The 13,237-nt window shown below is 48.8% G+C and carries 12 protein-coding genes and 1 riboswitch; of the genes, 3 read left to right on the top strand and 9 right to left on the bottom strand.

Annotated features, from left to right (window positions below):
• Positions 1–720: 720 nt before the first annotated feature.
• The 3 genes from HPT30_RS23610 to HPT30_RS23620 form a co-directional block, all read right to left on the bottom strand.
• The gene (locus HPT30_RS23610) at positions 721–1,146 is read right to left on the bottom strand and encodes a stage V sporulation protein AB (RefSeq protein ID WP_175373749.1); all 426 of its coding nucleotides are present in this window, start codon (positions 1,144–1,146) and stop codon (positions 721–723) included.
• Entirely contained in the window at positions 1,143–1,808 is a 666-nt protein-coding gene (locus tag HPT30_RS23615) for a stage V sporulation protein AA (protein WP_175373750.1), read from the bottom strand. Before HPT30_RS23615 ends, HPT30_RS23610 begins: the two co-directional genes overlap by 4 nt.
• Positions 1,809–2,083: 275 nt before the next feature.
• Positions 2,084–3,037 carry a DMT family transporter gene (locus HPT30_RS23620; protein ID WP_175373751.1) on the bottom strand — a complete coding sequence of 318 codons (954 nt, stop codon included), beginning with the start codon at positions 3,035–3,037 and terminating at the stop codon, positions 2,084–2,086.
• Positions 3,038–3,166: 129 nt separating this feature from the next.
• A riboswitch (FMN riboswitch) is annotated at positions 3,167–3,316 on the bottom strand.
• 207 nt (positions 3,317–3,523) lie between these two features.
• Here HPT30_RS23620 and HPT30_RS23625 point away from each other — a divergent pair.
• Positions 3,524–4,693, top strand: coding sequence for a PstS family phosphate ABC transporter substrate-binding protein (locus tag HPT30_RS23625; protein ID WP_175373752.1), 1,170 nt, complete (start codon positions 3,524–3,526; stop codon positions 4,691–4,693).
• A gap of 40 nt (positions 4,694–4,733) precedes the next feature.
• Here the strand turns inward: HPT30_RS23625 and HPT30_RS23630 are convergent, their stop codons facing one another.
• Genes HPT30_RS23630 through HPT30_RS23645 form a run of 4 tightly spaced genes read right to left on the bottom strand, consistent with a single transcriptional unit; the run spans position 4,734 to position 8,230 of the window.
• Complete coding sequence (locus HPT30_RS23630; protein WP_175373753.1) at positions 4,734–5,609, bottom strand: metal ABC transporter permease; 876 nt, start codon at positions 5,607–5,609, stop codon at positions 4,734–4,736.
• Positions 5,609–6,535: a metal ABC transporter permease gene (locus HPT30_RS23635; protein WP_175373754.1), complete on the bottom strand. Its 927-nt coding sequence runs from the start codon at positions 6,533–6,535 to the stop codon at positions 5,609–5,611. Before HPT30_RS23635 ends, HPT30_RS23630 begins: the two co-directional genes overlap by 1 nt.
• Positions 6,532–7,266, bottom strand: a complete 735-nt coding sequence (locus tag HPT30_RS23640; protein ID WP_175373755.1) for a metal ABC transporter ATP-binding protein — start codon at positions 7,264–7,266, stop codon at positions 6,532–6,534. The genes HPT30_RS23635 and HPT30_RS23640 overlap by 4 nt, the downstream gene beginning before the upstream one ends.
• Before the next feature lies 1 nt (position 7,267).
• Positions 7,268–8,230 (bottom strand): metal ABC transporter solute-binding protein, Zn/Mn family, encoded by a 963-nt coding sequence (locus tag HPT30_RS23645; RefSeq protein WP_175373756.1) that lies wholly within the window; start codon positions 8,228–8,230, stop codon positions 7,268–7,270.
• Between the two features lie 490 nt (positions 8,231–8,720).
• Between HPT30_RS23645 and HPT30_RS23650 the strand changes: the two genes are divergently transcribed.
• Positions 8,721–10,265: an N-acetylmuramoyl-L-alanine amidase family protein gene (locus tag HPT30_RS23650; RefSeq protein ID WP_175373757.1), complete on the top strand. Its 1,545-nt coding sequence runs from the start codon at positions 8,721–8,723 to the stop codon at positions 10,263–10,265.
• Between the two features lie 154 nt (positions 10,266–10,419).
• Here the strand turns inward: HPT30_RS23650 and HPT30_RS23655 are convergent, their stop codons facing one another.
• Together HPT30_RS23655 and HPT30_RS23660 are read right to left on the bottom strand one after the other, a co-directional pair.
• Positions 10,420–10,914 carry a MarR family winged helix-turn-helix transcriptional regulator gene (locus HPT30_RS23655; protein ID WP_175373758.1) on the bottom strand — a complete coding sequence of 165 codons (495 nt, stop codon included), beginning with the start codon at positions 10,912–10,914 and terminating at the stop codon, positions 10,420–10,422.
• Between the two features lie 155 nt (positions 10,915–11,069).
• Positions 11,070–12,128 (bottom strand): alkene reductase, encoded by a 1,059-nt coding sequence (locus HPT30_RS23660; RefSeq protein WP_175373759.1) that lies wholly within the window; start codon positions 12,126–12,128, stop codon positions 11,070–11,072.
• Positions 12,129–12,644: 516 nt separating this feature from the next.
• Between HPT30_RS23660 and HPT30_RS23665 the strand changes: the two genes are divergently transcribed.
• Positions 12,645–13,085 (top strand): hypothetical protein, encoded by a 441-nt coding sequence (locus tag HPT30_RS23665; RefSeq protein WP_175373760.1) that lies wholly within the window; start codon positions 12,645–12,647, stop codon positions 13,083–13,085.
• Positions 13,086–13,237 lie beyond the last annotated feature (152 nt).

Raw genomic sequence — 13,237 nt, forward strand, 5'->3', positions numbered from 1 at the left:
TCCGCCTCGGCGCTTGTCATGCTGGAGGCCAAGCCTGATTCCATGGCAAACTCCACTTCTGTATGCCTGTTTCCAGTTCTTTCTCCGCTCTTTTTATTAGACTTTGGTTCATTTCCCCCTCTAGCGGCACTATTGGCACCGGAGACGGTACTAGTGCCGCCAGAAGTAGCATCCGTAGCACGCCCTACAGTAGCATTATCAGCGGCTGCCTGGTCATCATGACTGGAGCGCTCCCTGCTGAAGCCTTCCGCAGTCTGATGCTCAGCCGCCGTGGAACTAGCTGAATCATTGCTGCTGAAGTCAGCACCAGTTGAGTCTTCGCTTTCGGCGCCACCACTGGTTGATCTGTCACCAATAGCTCCTTCTCCTCCACCGCTACTTGTTGAGTCGTCACCAGTCGCACTTTCACCCCTAGCACTGTCGCTTGTTGATCCATCACCAGTTGCGTCCTCAACCCCGGTGCTGTCACTAGTTGATCCGACACCAGCAGCACCTTCCCCTGTCAGGCTATTTGTTGAACCATTGCTTGCTTCTGTTGTTTCTTCAGAATTCCCCTCCTCTACACCCAACTCTCCGGAGACCTCAAGCTCCAGATTCCCGCCTCTCTTATCATCTTCCGACAAAGTTTTCGTTCGTTCTTTGGATTCTGATTCTTTTACCGGCAAGCTTTTCTCTACAGAATCCCCGCTGTGAATAAATTTGTTCATCCCGCACCCTCCTTTACTTTAAATACACAAACCAGTCAAACAATGAGCCCATGACCTTACCGGCAGTCATTGCCATCAACAGCCCGAACAGGCGATGAACCATTTGAAGGCGTTTCGCCAAAATCGGGAGCACATTCAATACCTCAGTCAATGCGGCGGCTAACATGCCGATAAAGATACCGTTAAACAAGCCCACTGCTATTTCGACCAATGGACCCGAGCTTATTTTCCAGTTCCAGAAATCACTAACGGTGCCCAGCAATGACCCTGCGACCATCGCTCCTTCATACCAGTGCACTTTATCGTAAGAAGAGGTCAGTTGCGCCAGCCGGGGGATGATGTCCAGTACAACGAAGAGAGCGATGACTCCACCACCGACGGCGATTCCTCCCGCAATGCCCAGCAACAGATTAATTCCCAGTGATATCGGTGCTGTCATTGCCCCCCACCTTCCGTGTTCTCCGGTATAATGGCTTCACGCCGCCTCAATTTGGCGTATTCCTCGTTAACCACATATTGGTCAATATTTTTCTGGTACAGGAACATCTCGACTTCCAGCGGGGTTGGCTCCTCATTCCATTTTTTCTTGAATAAATGGTTGAAGAAAATCACCATCCCCAGCCCAATGCCTACGGAATAGGCAATCTGGAACAGATAAGGATGCTCATCCTTATGCCCTGTTAACATCTCTACAATACGGATCTGCACCTCCTGCATACTTACGTCCGCATGAAAGTTCATAATCGTCAGTGCTGAACCAAAGAACAATAACAGCCACACAAGTACGAACATCGCCGTTGACGGAGGCCGCGACTCCACCGGTCCTATAATCTGTACAATCGTCCTGCCTTCGCCGATTAGCTGGATTTCTACGCCTGGCAGAATCTCGTGAATTCGCGGAATCACCATTAGCAGATCAATCAGAATCAAGTTGCCATCACTTTGCTTGGGCTGAATCAACATTAGAGAGTACAGCGCGTCCTCCCACTCCGGGGCCGTAATGAGATTGGCAATATCCCGGAGCATCACCCCCTGACCTTTGGGAACTGACACCCGGTTTTTGAGCTGTATGAAAATGGTGGCCGCCGAATGGTGTGTCATCCATATTCCTCCTAAGGGGATCTGGAGCTGCCTAAGGTGGGCTAGACTCCATAGGGGTTGAAGAAAAGAATAAGGGTAGTATGAGAGAAAAGGCTGAATTTTACTCTTGTAATGGGAATTGGAGGTTTTCACGTAGCGCCGTTCTGCTTTCAGAAACATAAAAAAGCACCTGTTCCACTGGATGATCCAGGGAAACAGGTGCTTTTTAGACGCAGCTTAGCCCTGGGGTATGTCCCCTCAGGCGTACAACAAACATGCTACTGAAACAAAATATGTTATCCGAGGCTTTGCTGCCTGGACTGTTGATTTGAGATGAAGAACAGCGCGGTCCAGATCAGTGCAAACCCGATGATTTGCGGAAGGGTGACCAGTTGGTTGAATACCACCCAGTTAATGACGACACCCGTCATTGGAAAGCTAAGCTCGGCCAGTGTCGCAAAAGAAGCCTTAGTTGTGCTAAGTCCCTTGTAATACAATAACATACTCAAGAGTCCCGGCAACAGCGCCTGCAGCAGCAGATTGATGGCCACAGCAGAGGTTGCTCCAATCCCGCCCTGGAATTGCCAAGGCGCGCGTTCCAACGCCGTAACGACGAACAATAAAGGCAGGGCCAGGATGAAACGCAGCGATGTTACCGTCTCATATTTCATAGAGCCCAGCAGATAGCGCCCCATTACAGTGGACCCTCCCCACAGCGCAGCGGCTCCCAGCGCCATAACACTGCTTATGCTAATAAAACTGTTTACATGACCGAAAGGAATGCTCCAGCCGAAGGTAAGCAGATACGTTCCCGCCAAGGCTACGATCATCAGAGGGGCAAAATGCTTCGGCAATCTCTCCTTAAGCAAGAGAGCCGCAAGCCCGATAGCGAACAACGGCTGCAGCTTCTGCAGCAGCAGTACGGCATTAAGATCCCCACTGGACAATGCCATGGTGAACAGGATCGTAGCGACTGCTGAGCCGCCCCAGGAGACGATCAACAACGCTCCCGCTTGACGGAAGCGGATAGCTTTCAGTTCAGCGCGGTGGCGCCAAAGAACCGGAAAAGCAGCCAAAAACAACACAACATGCTCCAGCAATACAATTTGCGAAGAGGTCAGCGACTTGAGCAGGATGATGCGAAACAGCGGGTCTACGCCCCACAGCGCCGCCCCCATGACAACCAGCCAAAAACCGCCCCTCAGACGCGCCGGGCGCACTACGGATGATGAAGCAGATACATTACTCATCTTACATTCTCCTTGTCGATACAAACCCTCGATTAAGAGACCAAAAACCCCCGATATGCCTTAGAACAGGCAATACTCGGGGGTATTATCAATAAAAGCGTACAGGAAACAGGCCCCGCGCCTTTATCTTATGATCCTCTCCCATCCGGACTTTACCGTCGGCTCTGGAATTGCACCAGATCAGTCGCCTCTCCTGCTAACAGGTGGAGACGAGTCGCGGGCTTTGTTCACTCTGAACATTACCGCCGGTTAGGAATTTCACCTACCCCGAGAATCTTGTATTCCGTTATTATTTTCACAACCAACAATAAACCTTCTGTAGCCATTCGTCCAGCCTTTTATGAAAATATTCATATTTCTTTCATACAACAAAAGCAATTTCGTCTCTGAGTGCGAGAGATTTCCCACTACATAAATGGGATTTTTAAGTTATAATTCAATTAATTACATTATCCTTATTTTCAAAATAAAGGAGCACCCCTCACTGTGAAGGAATCATTCTGGACAAAGTTGCTGTTATCCGTCGTTGCCGTAGGCGGTATCGCCCTGATCGGATTTATCACTACCCTCATAACCGCTCTGAATCTCGGCCTCAAATTCTATGTGCCGCTTCTGATCACTGCCACTGCTTTCTTGGCCGCCTACTCTGTCATCACGATATTCCAAATATTGAAGCGGCGGACCAGGCACATCGTACTGCTCTCATTCGCCGGGCTCTGCCTACTATCTACTGCTGGCTTTGAGCTTAGCAAAGTGTATGTGAACAGCTTTGGCGAGATCAACGAGCAGGAGGTCAACCTGGCACAGTATGCCCCTTTCGTCCCGGATTCCAAAGCCGCTGCACTCACCAAACCTACGACCTTTACTATTCGTGAAGATCTTCCGCGTCTTGACGGGGCCACTGCTCTTTATCCGCTATATGCGTCCTTTGCCCAGGCTGTGTATCCTTCAGGCGAGTACCAGCCTTATGGCGCAGACAGCTTAATCACCTGTTCAACAACTCCGGTGGCCTATAAACGCTTGCTTGAAGGCGAAGTCGATATGATCTTTGCCGCGGCCCCATCCCAGTCTCAGCTGAAGGAAGCACAGCAAAGAGGCGTGCAGCTCAAGCTGACGCCGATTGGCCGGGAGGCCTTCGTATTCTTTGTGAACCGGCGCAATCCGGTCAAGGGGCTTACCATTGAACAAATAAAGCATATCTACTCGGGAAAAATCACAAATTGGAAAGAGGTAGGCGGCAGCAACAACGGGATTCGGGCCTTCCAGCGCCCTGAGGACAGCGGCAGCCAGACCATGCTGCAGAAGGTCATGGGGAACACGCCGCTTATGACCCCTCCGCAGGAGGATGTCGCCGACCTTATGAGCGGTATAATAAGCCGGACTGCAAACTACCGCAATTTCCGAAATGCGCTAGGCTACAGCTTCCTGTTCTACGCCTCCGAGCTAAACCGTGATGGAGAGATTGCACTACTGGAGATCGATGGGATACGCCCGGAGAGAACCACAATTCGTAATGGTGAATATCCTTTTGCCACCGAGTTTTATGCCGTCACTGCCGGCAGCAGCAATCCTAACATTGAGCCGTTTCTCGACTGGATCACCTCACCACAGGGACAGGAACTGGTGGAGAAGACAGGTTATACTTCTTTGAAATAAGACTCGCTGGATGTTCCATCCGCTTGGAACATCCATTGATTTATTCAGCTGCAACTGCAGGTGACAGCAGCTTTGAAAGCAATCCATGCTTCGGGGAGGCCAGGAAACTGATCATGAACAGTACCCCGGTAGCAAAAGCCATCGAACCCGATATCGACGTATCGAGCCAAGCTGCGGTATAGTATCCTGCGACTGCAGCCAGGACGCCAAAGCCCCCACTGAGCACAAACATCAGGGACAAGCGGTCTGTCCAAAGATAGGCTGAAGCTGCTGGAGTGATCAGCATGGCGAGGACCATAATGGCCCCTACCGCATCAAACGCTGCCACTGTAGTAATCGACAGCAACGACATGAACGCATAGTGCATAACGACAACCGGAATCCCGATGCTGGCAGCCAATGCAGGATCAAAGGATGTTATTTTCCATTCTTTATAGAATCCAATTACGGCCGCTAGAACCACCAACAATACAATGGATAGGATGAAGGTGGCCTCGGGAATGTCGCCGATCCATGGCAAATGCACCGTCGTCCAAGGCACAAAGGTGATTTCGCCCATCAAAGCATGCTTCACGTCCAAATGGGCGTTGCCCACTTTTGTAGCAATCAGGATCACTCCCACCGCAAACAAGGTTGTGAATACCACCCCAATCGACGCCTCACCCTGTACTCCGCGCGACTGCAGCCACTGGATCAATATCGAGGTTAATAACCCCGCCACGACAGCGCCGATCAGCATGTGATAGCCGCTCAGTTCACGGGTGACCAAAAAAGCAACAACAATACCCAGTAGGACCGTATGGCTGATGGCATCTGCCATCATCGCCATTCTGCGTAAAATCAACAGGACGCCGATTGTGCCGCATGACAGACCTACCAGAGAGGCGGTAAGCAAAATCCAGCCTGTATAGCTCATCAGTATCCCCCCTCCTTCACAACCATTTTCTCTCTCTCGGCCGGAACCGACACTTCACTCTTTATTCTGCTGCGTTGCTGGAGGCGGACAATCACTAGACCTTTCTGGGCACCGAACAGCAGAGAAACCACGAAAAAGGCTGCAGATGATACAACGATGAAAGGACCCGTAGGCCATCCTTTCCCCATCGTACTTATCACCGTTCCAATAACACCTGATCCTCCCCCGATAACTGCTGCACCGATCAGCATCCATTTGAAGGAATGCGTCCAGTACCGTGCGCTCACCGCTGGAATAATCAACAAGGCGGACATGAGAATAACCCCGACAGCTTGAATACCAATGACAATCACCAGTACCAGCACCCCTGAATAGAGACTGTTCATCAACCGGACCGACAGACCAAGACCTTTGGCAAAGGCAGGGTCGAACAGAAACAGCTTCCATTCTTTAAATCCCAGCCAAACGATGGAGATGACCACCAGGCCCAGAGCACTCATAGTGTAGACATCGGTGCGAACCATGGAAGCTGCCTGCCCGAAGATGAATCCGTCGAGACCGCTCACATTACCGCCCCCAGTCCGGTTCACAATTGTGAGCAGCATAATCCCAAGACCGAAGAACACGGACAGCACGATACCCATCGCTGTATCTTCCTTGATCCGGCTGGAGGAAACAACCCATTGGACCAGGAACGCACCGATCAGTGCGCTGATGGCCGCTCCCAAGATCAGAACAGGCAGTATTTTCACACCGGTGATGGCAAAAGCAATAACTACGCCCGGCAGTGCCGCATGGGACAACGCGTCGCTCATCAGACTTTGCCGCTTCCAATAGGCAAGACAGCCAATCATCCCTGAGGCTACACCGAGCACGAGCATGCTAAGCAATACCCACCAAGCATTCGGTGACAGTAGGAGTGTCATGACGGCACCTCTTGTCTCCAGCGCAGGCCTGCCCCGTAGGTCCGGTACACATTGTCTTTCGTGAACACATCCGCTGTCTCCCCGTAATTCATCACCGTGCGGTTAAGCAGCAGCACATGATCAAAATAATCCTCCACGGTCTGGAGATCATGATGCACGACCATAACCGTCTTACTGCGCCCCTTCAATTCTCTTAGCGTAGTCATGATCGCCTGCTCCGTGGCTGCATCCACACCAGCGAGCGGTTCATCCATGAAATACAGTTCAGCATCCTGAACTAGTGCACGGGCCAGAAAGACCCGCTGCTGTTGTCCACCAGACAGTTGGCTGATCTGGCGGCGGGCATAATCCGCCATGCCCATCTGTTCCAGCGCCGCCATCGCCTGTTCGCGGTGCCGTGCTTTAGGTGACTTCATCCACCCCACATTTCCATACAGGCCCATCATTACGACATCCAGCGCATCTGTGGGGAAATCCCAGTCCACAGAACCACGCTGCGGGACATATCCGATTTTTTTGCGCATTGTCTTTAGCGGCTTTCCAGCAAAGTGAACCGTCCCCCCGAGCTTAGGATGCAGCTCCAGCATCACCTTCAGCAGGGTCGATTTGCCCGCGCCGTTGGGGCCGACAATCCCGGTTAGCGATCCTTTAGGCAGCTTGAAATTAACTTCGTCCAGGACTTTACTTTTCCGATAAGCGGCCGACAAACCTGTGACACTTAGTCCTTGCATATTAGTTACCTCCCCCACCAAGCGCCGTAGCGATGGTCTTGACGTTATGTCGATACATCCCGATATAGGTTCCTTCCGGGGTCCCGCCGTCCCCCATCGCATCCGAGAACAACTCGCCGCCGAGCTCCACCTTAAGCCCTCTGCTGCCTGCGCCCTGGATCACCGCATTGATCGAGTTCTGGTTGACGCTACTCTCTACAAACACAGCAGGAACCTTATACTCCAGAAGCAATCCTATGGTATCATCAACATCCGTAATGCCAATCTCATCTTCAGTGCTAAGACCTTGCAGACCAACCACCTTCAGACCATGCATCCTTCCAAAATAGCCAAAAGCATCATGGGCGGTTACCAGCACTCTCTGCTTTTCAGGAATGGTGCTCATCATGTCTGCTGACTCTGTCTTCAACTCATCCAGCTTTTTCAGATAGTCATTCTTATTGGCTTCAAACAGCTCGGCATGTTCTGGAAAATGCTCCTTCAGGCCGTCTGTAGCGGAACCAAGCGCCGTTCCCCAAAGATCAATGTCAAACCAGACATGGGGATCGATATCCCCCTTCTCATCCTTCAGCCGCAAATCCTCAGGAATGGCTTCAGCAATCGCCTTCACCGGCTTAGATTTGCCTATCTGCTCAAAGACCTCCGTCATATTGCCCTCCAAATGAAGTCCACTGTAGAATACGATATCCGCCGAAGCCATCTTCTTAATATCTCCCTGCGTCGCGTTATACAGGTGAGGGTCCACACCAGGGCCCATCAAACTGCTGACGCTAACCTTATCCCCGCCAATAATAGATAGCGGCTCAGCAATCTGTGCGATAGTGGTAACAATAGCGATTTTCCCATCCGCCGCTGCCCCCTTGCCTTCCTCACCCTCTGCTGAACATGCCGATAATACCAATGACAACACCAAGGACAGAGCAATGCCACACCTTGCCTTCCTGCTCTTTAGTCTCTCTCTCATTTTGTTTCCTCCTCTTGACAACCTGATGATCAGGTAATTTTTTGAAAATAAATTAATGAGCTCATGAAAATGTTTTTCCCTAGGGAAACAATTGTTTCTATAACCAAAATTAATTCCTTATCGCTGATTTGTCAAGAAATTAATCATATAATCTGTACACTTTTTCATTATATTTTCCGATATAAATATCATTATCTTTACCCATAACGTTGATTTGACAACGATTTCGGGCTCCATTTTCATATAAACTTTACACATACTAAAAAAATTAAATGAATGAAACACTTTTCACTTTATTGCAATCGATATCTTTCTCTTACTTAAAAAGTACTTCACGTTATCATTTGAAAGTGAAATATTTTATACCGGAATCACTGCAACTTTTGGAAACTTTTGTCGTCTAACCTATATATATGCCGTTATAGGCATCGCAGATAGATAGACTGTGTCCGTACATAGGATCAATACACAAGGATGGTGAGATGGTGAAATGAAGAAGTACGGTTTGTGGGCAGTGCTGCTGATTCTTACGCTCGTACTGGTATTTCCCGTTACGGGACATGCCGCCACGCCCAGCACACACATTAATCTGGATGGCAACGACTTGGCGATGCCAGGGGATGTGCAGGTCCAGATTGTGAACGGAAGTGTTATGGTACCGCTTCGTCTCGTCACGGAGCAGCTAGGCTATGGGGTTAAATGGGATAATATCTCGAAGACAGCGACGATTGAGCAGGGAGGACGTATGCTGACGCTGGTTGTGAACCAGAAAGAAGCAGACGCGGATGGTGTGAAGATCCAGCTGGATAATCCATCCTTCCTCAGTAAAGGAACCACGTTTGTTCCGTTAAGATTTATCGGAGAACAGACGGGTGCCACAGTCGGATGGGACAATATTACCAAGACCGTATATTTAACCTCTCCGGCTCAGGAGATTGGCGTTGGTAATGGAGGATCGCCTTCTCCCACGCCTGCACCTGGAGGTACACCCTCTCAGGCACCGGACAATGGAAGCGAGGTCACCACGCCGGGAGGAAGCGCCACTCCTCCGGTAAATACGACAGCAGCATCCTTGACGGATATGAGCTTTAATGACAACAAGCTGATCATCTCTTTGAACGGAAATGTAAATCCGAGCATCTTTGCGATGACCGGTACTGACCGGATCGTTATCGACCTGCCTAATACTATCTTTGGACAAGCCTTCAGCCAGCGGCTGCCGCTGACTGCTGGACAAAGTGGACAAGTGCCAATAACAGGTTATCCTGATGTCACCGGAGTCCGGTATTCCTTGTTCAGCAGCACACCGTCAACGATACGTGTTGTTCTCGACTTGAATAGCGCTAAAACGTACGGTGTGACCAATGCTAATGACGGTCTGCTGATTATTGATTTGAACGGGACTGGTGGCTATATCCCTGACCCGGGTGCAACTCCTATCCCGACACCAACGCCCGATACATCTGTTACTCCACTGCCTGGCGATTCTGGCAAGAAGGTGATCGTACTAGATGCCGGACACGGCGGCAGCGACCCTGGAGCCGGCAGCCTGAACAAACTCAAAGAGAAGGACTTCACACTTGCAGTTGTCCTCAAAATCGAGGCACTACTGAAGAACGAGCCGAATATCCAAGTCGTGCTTACCCGCAGTGGAGATACATATCCTACGCTGCAGGAAAGAGCCAAGCTAGCTAATAATCTTAATGCTTCTTTGTTTGTTTCCGTACATGGCAACAGTCCTCCAGTTGGGACCAAAACCAGCCCAAGCGGAACGGAGACCCATTATTCTCGTAAAGAAAGCCTTCAATTTGCTCAGATTGTCCACAAATATCTGATTCAGGCCACTGGCCTGCCGGACCGTGGCATCAAACAGACCAGCCTGCATGTGACGAGAGAAACCAAAATGCCAGCCATCCTGCTGGAAGTTGGGTTCCTCACCAACGCGAAGGATGAAGCTTTGATGTACTCAGATGATTTTCAGCAAAAGGTTGCTGAGGCGGTTGTCGCCGGCATCAAGGAGTATTTGAACATTTAGTCAGATGGAGAGGTTCCGGTGTGAAACTAACCAGCTGCTTAAAGTCAAAAAATCCAGTCCCTGCAACGGGCTGGATTTTTTATTTATATTCTATTAGGCCTGTCGATTGTCCAAAATAAGTAATTGGGGGATTTGGAATCATGATAAATTCTCTTTATACCATGAAGCCGTCCAGGTTAGCGGAAATTTTTTGAGATAACGATATTAATAGCTTCCGCTCTTCTTCTGAAAGATCTTGGGACGCCGCTTTCTCCATTTCCGTCCAAACGGCAGTAGCCTTATCCACTAGTTCTCGACCAACCTCTGTTAGTTTAACAAGTGTGACACGTCCATCCTTGGGTGAGCGGGAGCGAGTGACAAGCCCTGCTTCCTCCAATCTTCGAACTGATTTGGCAACCGTAGAATGATCAAGTCTCATAGTACGTCCAAGACATTGCTGTGATTGTCCGTCCTGCTCTCCTAACTGCATCAGCATAATCTCTTGACCTGCAAATAAACCAGCCTCACGTAACAAATTTGCAGCCAAACCACGATGCGATCTAGCCATAGAAAAAATGGCAAAATTAATGGGAAATCGCTGGATGACATGCGTATCCTGCTCAGCCTTAGGTGTACAGGCGCTTTGCTCGCTCTCTTCAAAGTTATTCATCTTTCTTATCACCTTTCCGCTTTTACTTATTATTAAGCGTAGAGAATTATTCTACACTTGTAAAGAAGCGGATCTATACAAAAAAATTGCGCCATAACACAGCTTCAATTCTGCTGTATTATGGCGCCGCACAAATGAAAATTATAGATCAAAACTTATTTCAAAGTCGGGTAATCGGTATAGCCGTGGCTGTCACCACCATAAAATGTTGTTGGATCAGCTTCATTTAAGGGTGCTCCTGATTTCAAACGATCTACCAAATCAGGATTGGCCAGGGCCCAGGTTCCTACCGAGACAATATCAGCCAAATTATCTTTCAAGTCTCTGTCCAGTTCTTCTAAAGGACGCCCAGGTCGATTAACGATCAGCACCGTTGGCCAAGCCGAACGTATAGCCTTAAGCCTTTCTTCATCGCCACCATGTAGAATGTGAAGATAGGCTAAGTTAAGTTCAGCCAGTTTAGATACCAAGTATTCATATACTTTAGGACCGTCAGTGCCTTCAATAAGATCTCCAATAGGAACCCCTGGAGAAAGTCTGATTCCTGTACGACTAGCTCCAATTTCCTCAGCTACTGCAGTCGCCACTTCGAGAGCAAATCTAGCGCGATTTTCAATCGAACCTCCGTACGAATCTGTGCGTACATTTGCATTCTCAGAAATGAATTGATGTACAAGATAACCGTTTGCCCCATGGATTTCCACTCCATCAGCACCTGCTTGTATGGCCGCTGCAGCTGCTCTACGGCAATCACTAATAGTTTCTTGGATTTCTTCCAAACTTAACTCACGCGGAACAGGAACATCTTGCAAGCCTGTTGCTGTGTACATTTGTGTCTTTGGAGCAATGGCTGACGGTGCCACTGGCTGACGGTGATGAGGTGTATTGTCTGGATGTGACATGCGTCCTGCGTGCATAAGCTGAATGAACAAGTACCCACCAGCTTCGTGAACACGATCAGCTACCTGTTTCCAACCTGCAATATGTTCTTCTGTATAAATTCCGGGTGAAAATAAATAACCTTGTCCATCCTCCGAAGGCTGTGCTCCTTCACTAATTAGAAGGCCCATTGATGCTCGTTGTGCATAATACTCCGCACTATATGTTCCTGGAGTTCCGTCAAATTGAGCGCGTGATCTTGTCATTGGCGCAAGTGCCAAACGATGCTGCAAATTTATATCCCCAACTACTACTGGTTTCCAAATTGTACTCATTAAAAAAACTCCTCTCAATTCAAATAAATGTTGCCGGCAACATAAATTTAACAGGAGGATATTCGAATGTCAACACAAATATGTTTCCGGCAACATATTTAAATAAACTTTTGAATAAAGGGACATTGAAGTAGCACTTTGACAGCAAATTGCATCACATTCCTGAACCTAAACTCAATGTTTAGTTTGTCATATTTTAGGAATGGGTAATGCAAGGTAGTGGGGGAAATCGAAACAAATATCCGCCAGTTTAAGCCTGGTGATTTGTGTTCGGAAGTCGGAGTTTCGGGAATGTGATATACGCGTTAAAGGTGCGTACCCTATACAAAACGTACATAGATACTACAGCCGGTTACAATGTTGGCTGGATCGCTTTAACAGAGCAGCGACGAAATATTTGGAACACTCTCTAGTTTGGTTTCAACTCTTATAGGAAAAGGAATACGAAAATACCACAGCGAATAAAAAATGTTAGTGACTCCTGCTTATATACGGTCAAAGTTTGGAGGGAATTTATTGAATCTTCGCAGAGTTGCACTATCCATGCTCTTAATCCTATCGTGCGTTATATCCAGCACAACAGCATCTGCCGATTGGGCATTCCAGTTCGTTGTGTATAATGGGACTGTCTATGCCCATCAAGGTACATATACACCTGTTGAGAAAATAGGAAAGAAAATAGGCGAAGTGACGTTCTATTCCGATCGTGAAGGGACGTATACCGGCAATTTTTCAAATACCTATCCGAAAGGGACGCCCTACTACCGTATCCTCGATGTCAGTGATTCCGCAGGCATCGCGGTACAAGAAAGCGATGGTCGGTACGCAACCTTACTCTATCACGGCAAATATGACGGTAAACCAGACTATACCAAGCCGATCATGCTATTCCTCATTGGCTTTGTCGTCGTTGGTTGTGCCACTTGGCTATGGGTACGAAAACGTCGATTACAGTAAAAAACCGCCTCAAAGGCGGTCAGAGTGACGAGAAACACATTCTTTACGATTGTTGATGAGGAATAGCCCTGTAAATCAGGCTCAGCTTCATCATCAGTGATTGCCAAACCAATTACTTCGAAGGTTGAAGCTTATGCCTGGGGGCTAACGGA

The organism is Paenibacillus agri (assembly GCF_013359945.1).
Lineage (GTDB): Bacteria > Bacillota > Bacilli > Paenibacillales > Paenibacillaceae > Paenibacillus_AQ > Paenibacillus_AQ agri.

Coding starts and splice junctions, on each gene's coding strand:
- HPT30_RS23610 (WP_175373749.1), bottom strand. CDS start 1,146: ATGACAGCACCGATATCACTGGGAATTAATCTGTTGCTGGGCATTGCG.
- HPT30_RS23615 (WP_175373750.1), bottom strand. CDS start 1,808: ATGACACACCATTCGGCGGCCACCATTTTCATACAGCTCAAAAACCGG.
- HPT30_RS23620 (WP_175373751.1), bottom strand. CDS start 3,037: ATGAGTAATGTATCTGCTTCATCATCCGTAGTGCGCCCGGCGCGTCTG.
- HPT30_RS23630 (WP_175373753.1), bottom strand. CDS start 5,609: ATGAGCTATACAGGCTGGATTTTGCTTACCGCCTCTCTGGTAGGTCTG.
- HPT30_RS23635 (WP_175373754.1), bottom strand. CDS start 6,535: ATGACACTCCTACTGTCACCGAATGCTTGGTGGGTATTGCTTAGCATG.
- HPT30_RS23640 (WP_175373755.1), bottom strand. CDS start 7,266: ATGCAAGGACTAAGTGTCACAGGTTTGTCGGCCGCTTATCGGAAAAGT.
- HPT30_RS23645 (WP_175373756.1), bottom strand. CDS start 8,230: ATGAGAGAGAGACTAAAGAGCAGGAAGGCAAGGTGTGGCATTGCTCTG.
- HPT30_RS23650 (WP_175373757.1), top strand. CDS start 8,721: ATGAAGAAGTACGGTTTGTGGGCAGTGCTGCTGATTCTTACGCTCGTA.
- HPT30_RS23655 (WP_175373758.1), bottom strand. CDS start 10,914: ATGAATAACTTTGAAGAGAGCGAGCAAAGCGCCTGTACACCTAAGGCT.
- HPT30_RS23660 (WP_175373759.1), bottom strand. CDS start 12,128: ATGAGTACAATTTGGAAACCAGTAGTAGTTGGGGATATAAATTTGCAG.